Here is a 10,859-nt window from a genome sequence, read left to right as displayed (position 1 = left end):
GCGAGCCTTGGTCACGCGTTGCGACCGTGGTGCCGGCCGAGATGGCTCGGCTGCCGACGGGTGCCCCGCCGGGTCCAAACTGGCCTCGCGCTGGCTTGGTTCGTCACCGCCGTCTTCGGTGGGCCTGATCCGCCGCTCACGACCGCGCTCACGAGCGGCAGTAATGCTCCCGTGAAGCTCTGCCCGGCCAGCTGGGCACTTTCTCTCGAGAGCCACATTTATCGGCTCGTCGCGAATGTCCTATGGACGCCGTGCCTCAGCGGAATGCACCGCTTTGTGGGTGGTGACATTACTCAAGGGGTTCCGTAGGATCACAGGTAGACCACATCGCCGGGGGGGACATGTCGCTCCTCAATCATCTTGGTACTCGCCGCCTGGTTGTAATCGGAGCGACGGTGGCGCTTGGCTCTGGCGTGGCGTCGCTGGGTCTGCTTTCTGCGATGGTGCCACCCGCCGGGGCGTCGCCTTCCTGCACGGGTACGACCACGGTGACCTGCACCTTCTCCTACACTGGCGCTCCCCAGACCTGGACCGTGCCTCAGGGGGTGACCTCGGCAAGCTTCGACGTCGAGGGTGCCCAGGGCGGCGGCAGCACTGGGGGCGCTGGGGGTCAGGCCGTCGCCACCGTGGACGTCACCGGGGTCGCTGTCGTCAACGTCTTCGTGGGCGGCTCGGGGGACACCACTCTCAACCCTCTCAACCCTGGTTTTAACGGCGGCGGGAGCGGCGGCGCGAGCGTCGGCGGGGGTGCCTCCGACATCCGCATCGGCGGCACCGATTTGAGCAACCGCGTGGTGATCGCCGGCGGCGGCGGCGGCGGCTCCAACGCCCCCAGCAGCAACGGCGGCAGCGGCGGCGGCCTGACCGGCGGAGATGGGGGCATTGGCGGCAACCCGACGGGCGGCGGCGCTGGCGGCAACCAGACCGGCACGACCGGCAGCGGCGTCCAGGGCAGCGGTGGGAGCGGCGGCAACGGCGGCGGGGGCGGCGGCGGCTACTGGGGCGGCGAGACCCCCACGATGGGCGCGGCCGCAGGCGGCGGCGGCTCGGGCTTCACCTCGTCGGGAACAGGCATGACCAACGGCGCGCGCTCCGGCGATGGCACGGTCGTCATCACCTACACTCCCAATCTGTCGGGGCAGAACTTCAACAAGGCCGACCTGAGCGGGGCCGACCTGAGCGGGGCCAACCTCTCGAACGCCAACCTCGGCAAGGCCAACCTGAGCGGGGCCAACCTCTCGAACGCCAACCTGACAGGCGCCAACCTCGCCGGCGCCAACCTGACCAACGCCAACCTGACCGGCGCCACCACCACCGGGGCCAACTTCAACAAGGTGACTTGGTCGAATACCACCTGCCCGGATGGGAGCAACAGCGGCGCAAGCAACCCAGAGACCTGTGCCGGGCATCTGTAGGTCAACTTCCGCTCGAGGGAGCGGCCGGGCTGTTGACCTAAGCGTCCTCGAGGAGTGCCCGCAAGCCATTTCGCGAGCGACCGAGGCGGTTCTCGACCTCGCCTAGTTGGCTGAGCAGCCGCATCACATCCTCGCGCCGTGTCGCCATCGAGCCGGGCGTGAGCATCGCGAAGGACGTGCGCAACCGCTCGAGCTGCCGGCGCAACGAAGCAGGAGGTCAAGAGCAACGCGTGCTGATTTCCAGATGCTCGTCGGCCCCTAGGCTGCTCGGCTTCGCTTCTACCTCTCTTGACGTTCGGCAGGGCGATGGCTGTCAGGATGGGAGAGGGGTAGCGGATGGCGATATGGTTGGCTCGGAGTTGAACTCCTCTAGTCCAATGGGAGGACGCAATGGCGGTTGTCGCAGTCTTTCAGGGGCCAACTCTCACCCAGCAGCAGTATGAACAGAGCATCAACAGGCTTACTGGCGGCAAGAAGAACCGTATGGAGTCGCCGACCGACTGGCCCGTTGAGGGACTCCTGGCCCATATCGCTGGTCCAGGGCAGGGTGGATTTCGAGTCGTCGACGTGTGGGACTCTGAGGACTCCTTCCGACGCTTTGGCGACCAGCTCATGCCGATCTTGCGGGAGCTGGGCATCGACGTTCAACCGGACATCTACCCCGCGCACGCGTTCGTTTCAGCCTGACGCTAGGCGTAGTCCTCCGGAAACGGCCGCACTGCAGCCGGGAGGTTTGGAAAGCGGCTGATCCCCGGACTTAGGGGGGATCGACAGGAGTCCGCTCGAGGCGCACACTGGCCTTAGGAGGCCTCCGCGCGCGGCTCCCCCGCTGTCACGACCTGGCGTCCTGTTGGGGCGGCTCCGATCCTTCTCGGGCGGAGACGCGGCCGACTGGGCCTCCCCACAATCAAGTGAGCCCCAGCCAGTAGGACGACGGGTCGGTCTGCAGGAGGGGTGATGCCCTGATCCACGGGACGAGTTAGGGCTGCCCGATCCGAACCCCTCCAGCAGGCCGGCCCTTGGATAGAGTTACTTTCGTTCCGAGAGTCCCAAACGGTGAATCGTCCGCGCTGTCCCACCTCTGTTGTGGGAGTCAGATATCGCCCGGGCGGGGGACGCCCAGTGGCTAGGTGCCGAGGTAACTATTAACCGTACGACGCCCCGGGGGTGTTCCGCCGTAACCCGCGAGCTGGCGTCTGGCGCTGGGGGCGCTCCGCTTCCGCCGGCGGAGTCGCGGACTTGGTGCTACTTGGCCGAACGACGGAACTCAATCCCTTCGCTGACGTGGCGGACCGTGTCACCGATGTCGACCATCGGGACAATCTCATAGTCGAAATACGGGCCGAACTTCGCCGGTCCCTCGGCGAGGGAGTCTGGATTGTCGGTCTCCACCACTGCGCAGCCACCCCGGGCATCTAGTCGCCCCAGGAACTGGTGGAAGGTCGCGTCAGACGGCGGCGACCACTTGCCGTAGACCTCGAGGACACGGGCCACCGCAGCTTCGTTGTCCGCGGCGGAAGCCCCATTCCGCGTCGTCCATGACACGAGATATTTCATCGTTCGATACCCCTGGTTCGCTACGTGGTGGTCCTGTCAGGACGGATCCTGGCGTTAGACTCAAAGGGTACGCTCAGGTTCAGGCAACCGGGGGTTACAGCACCGTTGAAAATCCCCGACGGGTCTTTTGTGAAGGACCGGCTCCGGCGCCTGTTTAGGAGGAGCGTCGGACCCTTCGCATCGTCCCGGCACTGTCCTTGGACGGACTCACCAAGTCCGTTCCATCCATGTGCCGGCGCTGCTCGGTGCGGGCTGAATGTCTGGAGTTCGCCCTCGCCGATGACACGATCGTGGGCGTGTGGGGCGGCAGGACGGCTCAGGAGCGGCGGGCGCTTCGTCGTGGGGTCAATCGGAGAGAAGAGCGGGCACGGCAAGCGCCCGCCCGAGGGATGGCCCGGCTGCACCATCGCCGGTCCTGAGATTCCGCCATCGATTCCGCCGACGAGTCGTTACGAGCCGGTGTGAGACGAAGTGTGGGTCACTCCGAGAAACCTCGAAAGCCCTGACAGACCTGACAAACCGGTGCGGGGCGGGGTGAGGCGGAGTGGGCTTGAATCATGGTAGTCATAAAGCCTCATGGCCTACTCGATCGCAGGCAGGACGGCGCTCGTCACCGGCGCCTCGTCCGGCATCGGTGCCGCCGTGGCCAGGGACCTGGCCCGACGGGGCGCCACCGTCGGGATCTGCGCCCGACGCGAGGACCGCCTCGAGGAAGTGCTCGCCGACTGCCGAGGCGCCTCGCCCGACTGTCGCATGTGGGTCGCCGACCTGTCCGAGCTCAGCCAGGTCACCGAGCTCGGCCGGCGCGCCGAAGCCGAGCTGGGCGGGGTCGACATCCTCGTCAACAACGCCGGGATGCCGAAGCGTCGACATGTCACCTCGCTCACGCCCGAGGTGGTCGACGACGTCATGGCCCTCAACTACCTGTCGCCCGTGCGGCTCACGCTCGCCCTGCTTCCGCACATGCTCGACCGGGGCGAGGCCCACATCGTCAACATCTCGTCGGTAGCCGCCCGCCTGGGGCCGCCGGGCGAGGCCGCCTACGCCGCGTCGAAGGCTGCGCTCACCGCCTGGTCCGAGTCCATGGCCGTCGACTTGTGGGACACCGGTGTCCGGCTCCACGTGGTGAACCCGGGCATCATCGACACCGAGCTGTTCGGGCTGCCGGACAACGACCCGCTCATGGCCGACATCGACGCCCTGCCGCCCCAGGCCGTCGCCGACGCCATCGCCGCCCAGCTCGATGCTGACGTCTTCGAGATCTACGTCCCGGACTGGTTCTCGGCCATCGCTGCCGAGAAGGCCAAGGACGTCGGGCAGTTCCTCGCCGGTTCGGCCGAGTGGACTCGCCAGCAGCGCCAGGAGCGCCAGGGCGGCGCCTCGTGAGCGCGACGACCGGCAACGTGCTCGTCACCGGCGCTTCGTCGGGCATCGGTGCCGCACTCGCCCGCCTGCTGGCCAAGCGCGGGGCGACCGTTGGCCTCGTCGCCCGCCGAGGTGACCGCCTGGCCCAGGTGCTGGACGACTGTCGCCAGTCGTCGCCGGCCTCCCGCATGTGGGTCGCCGACCTGGGTGACCTGGCTGCTGCCGAGCGCGTGGCCGTCGAGGCGTGGGACGCCTTCGGCCACCTGGACACCCTCGTCAACAACGCCGCCGTTCCCAAGCGCCGGCACGTGACCCGCCTGTCCCCCGACGAGGTGTCGGACGTGATGCGGGTGAACTTCGAGTCGCCCGTGCGGATGATCTTGCGCCTGCTGCCCCCGATGCTGGGCCGCAACGAAGGCACGATCGTCAACGTGGCCAGCGCCGCGGGACGGCTGGGTGTGCTGCACGAAGCGGCGTACTGCGCCAGCAAGTTCGCCCTCAGCGGCTGGACCGAGGTCATGGCCATCGACCTGGCCGCGACCGGCCTGCGGGTCAGGCTCGTGCATCCCGGTCCCATCGACACCGAGATCTGGTCGCTTCCCGACAACGAGGACCCGATCTACGACGGGCCCAAGGTCTCCCCGGAAGAGTGCGCCGAGGGCATCGTGGCCGCGATCGAGGGCGACGGCTTCGAAGCGTACGTGCCCGACATGAAGGCCATCGTCGAGGGGAAGACGTCGGCCATCGACGACTTCATCGCCGGGTCGGCGCTGATGGAGCGGAGGCCCGGCTCGTGAGGGGTCTGGTCTTTGGCGTTGGCGCCGAGCCGCAACCCCAGCCCGCGGCGGATGCCAACCGGTTGGTGAAGGCGCTGGCCGACACGCCGATGGCCATCACCGACATCGACGAGCCTCGTCCCCTCGGGCCGGACTGGGTCGTCCTCGAGACCAGGATGACCGGCATCTGCGGCTCGGACGCCAAGCAGGTCTTCATGGACACCGACGGCGGGGACGCCTCGGACAACTCGATGACGGCGCTGATCTCCTTCCCTCAGGTGCTCGGGCACGAGGTCGTGGGCACCGTCGCCGAGCTGGGCCCGTCGGCCCGGGGCCTGGACGTCGGGCAGCGGGTCGTGCTCAATCCGTGGCTCTCGTGTGGCCCGCGGGGGATCGACCCGCCGTGCCCGGCCTGCGAAGCCGGCGACTACAACCTCTGCTGGCACTTCACCGACGGTCGGCTGTCGGCGGGCATTCACACCGGCAACGCCAAGGAGGCGACCGGGGGGTTCGCCCCGCGCCTTCCAGCGCACGACTCGATGCTGTTCCCCGTGCCCGACGCCGTCCCCGACGAGGTGGCCGTGATGGCCGACCCGTTCTCGGTGTCGCTGCACGCCGTGACCCGCACACCGCCGCCGCCGGGCGGGCGGTGCGTGGTCTACGGCGCCGGCGCTCTGGGAACGACGACGACGGCCATCCTGCGGTCCCTCTACCCCGATGTCGACGTCCTCACCGTGGCCCGTTGGCCGGCGCAGGCCGAGCTGGCGGCCCGCCTCGGGGCGAAGGTCGTGGCGCCCGAGCCCCGCGAGGCTCTGGTCGAGGAGATCGCCCGCTGGTCCGGCGGCGTGCTGCGCCGAGCGTGGGCCGGCCTCCCGATGGCCCACCCCGGGCACGTCGACGTCGTCTACGACACGGTCGGATCGCCGGAGACCCTCGAGGTCGGGGTGCGGGTGCTGGCGGCGCGGGGCTCGCTGGTGCAGAGCGGCGTGTGCACCCCGGCCCGCTTCGAGTGGACGCCGATCTACTTCAAGGAGATCCGCCTGGTCGGCTCCAACGCCTTCGGGATCGAGGAGGTGGATGGCCGCCGCCAGCACGGCCTCCGCCACTATCTCGATCTCGTCACCGACGGCAGGGTCGACATTCGGCCCATGCTCACGCACTCCTTCCCGCTCGAGGGGTGGCGGGACGCCTTCGGTGCCCTCGCCGATCAGGGCGCGAGTGGCGCCATCAAGGTGGCCTTCGACTTTCGCTCCTGAGCGAGGTGATCGCGGCGCTGACCGTCGTGCGGTTCCCCCTTTGGCCGAAAGATGGCTGGGTGCCCGCCCGTCGCCCGCCCGCTTCCGACGCAAGGTGGAACGACAACACGACCGGAAGGGGCCCGCGGCGGCCCCGGCGGATACGATCGACCCCGGTATGGACCCCTTCGCGGACACCGAGGACCAGGCGTCGCTGCGCAAGCTGGCCCGCGACCTGGCCGAGCGAGAGCTCGCACCCAGGGCGTCGCATTGGGACGAGACCGAGGAGTTCCCCTACCACTCCTGGGACGTGCTCAAGGCCTCCGACCTCTTCGGCATCACCACGGGTGAGGAGCATGGCGGCATGGGCATGGGCGACGTGGAGTCGACCATCGTGCTCGAAGAGCTGTCCCGCGCTGACGTCTCCAGCGCCATCCTCTGCCAGCTGATCTTCAACGGCCCACCGCGGGCTATCGAGCACCTCGGCAACGAGGCCCTGAAGCGCCGCTGGCTGCCTCGAGTTGCCTCGGGTGACGCCCTGTTCTGCATCGGCATCACCGAGCCCGATGCGGGCTCGGCCGCCAACCTGATGCGGGCCCACCTGACCGAGGACCCGAGCGGGGGCTGGCGCCTCAACGCCTACAAGAACTACGTGACGGGCGGCCACGTCGCCGCCGGGTGCCTGGTGTGGTGCCGTTGGCCGGGCGGCGACGGCGCCAAGGGGATCGGTGCCGTGGTGGTCGACCTCTCGTCGCCCGGGGTCAGCGTCGCCGGCACCCACCGCAAGATGGGCCTCCGGGGTTGCACCGAGGCCGAGCTGGCGTTCGACGATGTCCACGTGGCCCCCGAGGACGTGCTCCTGGCCGGCGACCCGGGCGACAGCGCGGCGTTTCGAACGCTGCTCGCCCATCTCAACCACGAGCGCTGCGGCAACGCCGGCATGTGCATCGGCGCCGCCCAGGGCGCGCTCGAGCACGCGGTCGGCTACCTCAACGAGCGCACGGTCGGTGGACGGCCGCTGGCCGAGCTCCAGGGCCTCCAGTGGAAGATCGCCGACATGGCGACCCAGCTGGAGGGGGCGCGACTGCTGCTCTACCGGGCGGTCCACATGGCCGGCCCCCACGGCACGCCGCCTCCGCTGGAGACGGCCATGGCCAAGACGGCCGCCAATCTGGCGGCCAAGTTCGTCTGTGACGAGGCCATCCAGCTGCTCGGCGGCTACGGCTACAGCCGCGAGTATCCCGTGGAGCGGGCCTATCGCGATATCCGCGGACTGTGCATCGGAGCGGGCACGGTCGAGGTCCAGCGCAACTTCGTGGGCGTCAACGTGCTGAAGGGGCGGGCGCCGGCCAGCGCCGCCTGGCGCCCCCCGGCGGTGTAGCGCCGCGCCCCCGTTTTCGCCCTGTGCGCCTGCGCCCCACGCTCACCGCCACGAGAGCTCGTGACTACCGCCGCCCCGGCGGCCCCTGGGACGTGCCCCCGCTCGACGCCGTCCTGTCGCCCCGATCGGGGGCGCCGGTCCGCCTGGTCGACGGCTCGGTCCGCCTGACGGGGCCCGAGCTCGATTCCCTCGTGGGCGCGTTGGCCGGAGGCCTTCGGGCCAACGGCGTGCGCCGGGGTGACGCGGTGGCCTGGCAGCTGCCCAATTGGCACGAGTCGGTCCTCCTCTACCGGGCCTGCTGGCGGCTGGGGGCGGTGGCCGCCCCTCTCCACCACTCGTGGGGCCCCAGTGAGGTCGAGCGCATCCTGGAGCTGATCGAACCCAAGCTGGTGCTCGGCGGCACCGGGATGCCGGCCCGCGAGGCGCGCCGGGCCGTGCCTGTCCGAGGCCCGGAGGGAGAGTTCCCGAACCTCCTCGGTACGAGCAGCCCTCCACCCGCAGCCCGGCCGACCGATCTGGCCGTCGTGGTGTTCACCTCGGGGTCGACGGGCGAGCCCAAGGCGGTGCTCCACACCCAGCGAACCCTCGCGTACAAGGCCCGCCTGATGACCGGCGTGCACGGGCTGGGGCGCGACGACGCGGTGCTGATGCCGGCTCCCCTCGCCCACGTCTCGGGGCTGCTCAACGCCGTGCTGGTGCCGGGGGCAGCCGGGATGCTCACGGTGCTCATGGAGCGGTGGGACCCCGAGGCGGCGCTGACGGCCGTGGAAACCGAGCGGATCAGCTTCATGGTCGGCCCGCCGACGTTCTTTCTCGGACTGATGTCGGCCGGCACCTTCTCCCGTCGACGGGTGGCCAGTCTGAGGCTGGTGTCGAGTGGCGGCACCGGGGTGAGCCCCGCCTTCGTCGCCACCGCGACCGAAGAGCTCGGGTGTCTGGTCAAGCGCAGCTACGGCTCCACCGAGGCCCCCACGGTGACGACCACCATGTCCAGTGACGCGCCGCGTCAGGCCCAGGAGACCGACGGCAAAGCAGTCGGTGAGGTGGAGCTGAGGATCAGCGATCCTTCCAGCGGCCGGCCTCTGCCTCCCGGCGCCGAGGGCGAGCTGTGGGTGCGCGGTCCCGAGCTGTTCGCCGGTTACGCGGAGGCGTCCCAGACCCAGGAGGCCACCCGGCGAGGATGGTTCCGCACCGGGGACCTTGCCGTGCTCGACCGCGACCACTCACTCACCATCGTCGGCAGGATCAAGGACGTGATCATCCGCGGGGGCGAGAACATCGCCACGGCCGAGGTGGAATCGGTACTCGAGGCCCACCCCTCCGTGCGCCAGGCCGTCGCCGTGGGCTATCCCGACGTCCGCCTGGGCGAGCGGGTGGCGGTCTTCGTGGTGACCGACGATCGCTTCGACCTCGAGGCCTGCCGGGCGTGGTTCGCCGAGCGGGGCGTGGCCCGGTTCAAGGTCCCCGAGCTCGTCGTCCCCGTCGCCGGACTTCCGACCACCGCTGCAGGCAAGGCTGACCGGGCGGGCCTCAGGGAACGGCTCCTGGCCGTGGCGTCCGGCCGGCCTCCCGGGCCGGCCCCGTAGCCGCGACCCGTCGAGCGTCGAACGTGGGAGGCGTGGCCCGCTCGATGGCGCTCCAGCCCAGCTCGCGCTCACGGATGGCCTGAAGGGCGCGTTCCCCACCGCGAAGCCCGAAGAGCCGCTTGGCCAGGAGCAGGTACACGACGATGGCGAGGTTGACGACGAGGGCGATCACCTTGAGAGCGGTGATCCTGGTCGTCAGCTCGTAGACCTCGAGGGGGAGCAGCACCGTGGTAGCCACGAATGTCAAGTACTCGGCCCACCGCCGTCCGTACCACAGCCCCACCATCTCGACCGCCTCCAGCACGGCGTAGCCGGCGACAAGTCCGCCGGCGATCTCGAGCGTGTGGGGCTGCAGCGACACGACCTTGTCGAGCTCACCAAGGAAACCTCGATGGACGGTGTGGGCCGGACCGCCGACGCCACCTTGGACGTCACCCAGGATGCGGTACACCGCCTGCTGCAGCTGGGACCGGTGCGTGACGAAGACGAAGATGGCCACGGCCAGCGCGGAGAGGACGACGACGTGCACGGCCCGGTCGAGGGCGATGAGGCGGAGCACGTAGCGGTCCCGCAGCGGCCGGCCCCGCAGCGGGAGCTCGATCTCGTCTCTGTCGGGCGGGTGGGCACGGCGCGGCTCCGCCGGCGGCGCCATCGCGACCCAGCTGTCGCACCGAAGACAGCGGTACCAGCGGCCGCCGTCGAGCTCGCGGGCGATCAGGTAGTCCTCGGGGCGGATGGTGGCGGCGTCGGTGCCCACCAGCGCGTGATCCTCGGTGGCACAGCTCAGCAGCTCGTAGCTGATGTGGAGCCGACGACGTCTGCGCTCAGGCATTGCGCGGCAACCGTACTCTGGCGTCACGTCAATGGGTCGATGCTCTCCGCAGATAGATGTCGAGGACCGCGTCGCCCACCTCGCCCGGCTCGCCCTCCAGCTGGATACGGCCCTGGGCCATGATGGCCGCCCGATCGGCCACCCCGAGGGCGGTCCGCACGAACTGCTCGACGATCACGATGGCGATTCCCTCGGCGGCCAGCTGGGCGACCACCTCGTACAGCTCGGCCACCACGATCGGAGCCAGCCCCATGGAGATCTCGTCCAGGAGGAGCAGCGTCGGGTTGGTGGACAGCGCCCGCGAGATCGCCAGCATCTGCTGCTCGCCACCCGAGAGGGTGCCGGCCAGCTGGCCGCGACGGTCGCGCAGTCGAGGAAACCGGCCGAAGGCGCGCTCCTCCACCTCGGACCGGCTGACCCCGCCCCGATAGGTCCACATGCGGAGGTTCTCGGTCACGCTGAGGTTGGGGAACACGCCCCGTCCTTCCGGGATGATGCACACCCCCTTGCGAGCGAGCCCGTCGGGCGACCGCGTGACCACCGCGGTCTCTTCGTGCCAGACACCTCCGGCGGTCGGTCGCATGCGGCCGCAAGCCACCTTGAGGGTCGTCGTCTTGCCGGCGCCGTTGGGGCCCAGCAGGGCGAGCACGCTCGCCCTGGGCACCGACAGATCCACCCCGTGCAGCACCTCGATGCGCCCGTAGCCGGCCCT

10 protein-coding genes are annotated in these 10,859 nt (G+C 69.7%); 7 read left to right on the top strand and 3 right to left on the bottom strand.

From position 1 onward, the window contains the following. Positions 1–395 precede the first annotated feature (395 nt). Both VH112_06960 and VH112_06955 read left to right on the top strand, forming a co-directional pair. A complete protein-coding gene (locus tag VH112_06960) occupies positions 396–1,415 on the top strand; it encodes a pentapeptide repeat-containing protein (GenBank protein ID HEX4539971.1) in 1,020 nt (339 codons plus the stop codon). A 390-nt stretch (positions 1,416–1,805) separates the two neighbouring features. Continuing rightward, positions 1,806–2,102, top strand: coding sequence for a hypothetical protein (locus tag VH112_06955; protein ID HEX4539970.1), 297 nt, complete (start codon positions 1,806–1,808; stop codon positions 2,100–2,102). A gap of 558 nt (positions 2,103–2,660) precedes the next feature. Here VH112_06955 and VH112_06950 read toward each other — a convergent pair. Then, positions 2,661–2,972, bottom strand: a complete 312-nt coding sequence (locus tag VH112_06950; protein HEX4539969.1) for a DUF3303 family protein — start codon at positions 2,970–2,972, stop codon at positions 2,661–2,663. Positions 2,973–3,548: 576 nt separating this feature from the next. Here VH112_06950 and VH112_06945 point away from each other — a divergent pair. From VH112_06945 to VH112_06925, 5 genes are all read left to right on the top strand, one after another. Further along, positions 3,549–4,358, top strand: coding sequence for an SDR family oxidoreductase (locus VH112_06945; protein ID HEX4539968.1), 810 nt, complete (start codon positions 3,549–3,551; stop codon positions 4,356–4,358). After that, the gene (locus VH112_06940; GenBank protein ID HEX4539967.1) at positions 4,355–5,134 is read left to right on the top strand and encodes an SDR family oxidoreductase; all 780 of its coding nucleotides are present in this window, start codon (positions 4,355–4,357) and stop codon (positions 5,132–5,134) included. Before VH112_06945 ends, VH112_06940 begins: the two co-directional genes overlap by 4 nt. Next, positions 5,131–6,369: an alcohol dehydrogenase catalytic domain-containing protein gene (locus tag VH112_06935; protein HEX4539966.1), complete on the top strand. Its 1,239-nt coding sequence runs from the start codon at positions 5,131–5,133 to the stop codon at positions 6,367–6,369. Before VH112_06940 ends, VH112_06935 begins: the two co-directional genes overlap by 4 nt. A 157-nt stretch (positions 6,370–6,526) precedes the next feature. Beyond that, positions 6,527–7,729 carry an acyl-CoA dehydrogenase family protein gene (locus VH112_06930; protein HEX4539965.1) on the top strand — a complete coding sequence of 401 codons (1,203 nt, stop codon included), beginning with the start codon at positions 6,527–6,529 and terminating at the stop codon, positions 7,727–7,729. A 23-nt stretch (positions 7,730–7,752) separates the two neighbouring features. Beyond that, a complete protein-coding gene (locus VH112_06925) occupies positions 7,753–9,315 on the top strand; it encodes an AMP-binding protein (GenBank protein ID HEX4539964.1) in 1,563 nt (520 codons plus the stop codon). Here the strand turns inward: VH112_06925 and VH112_06920 are convergent. Next, complete coding sequence (locus VH112_06920; GenBank protein ID HEX4539963.1) at positions 9,260–10,147, bottom strand: DUF2127 domain-containing protein; 888 nt, start codon at positions 10,145–10,147, stop codon at positions 9,260–9,262. The two genes, VH112_06925 and VH112_06920, sit on opposite strands and share 56 nt — an antisense overlap. 28 nt (positions 10,148–10,175) lie before the next feature. Then, a partial coding sequence (locus VH112_06915) for an ABC transporter ATP-binding protein (GenBank protein HEX4539962.1) occupies positions 10,176–10,859 on the bottom strand: 684 nt, incomplete at its 5' end.

The organism is Acidimicrobiales bacterium, assembly GCA_036270875.1.
GTDB lineage: Bacteria > Actinomycetota > Acidimicrobiia > Acidimicrobiales > AC-9 > AC-9.
This window is presented reverse-complemented; position numbering and strand designations above follow the sequence as displayed.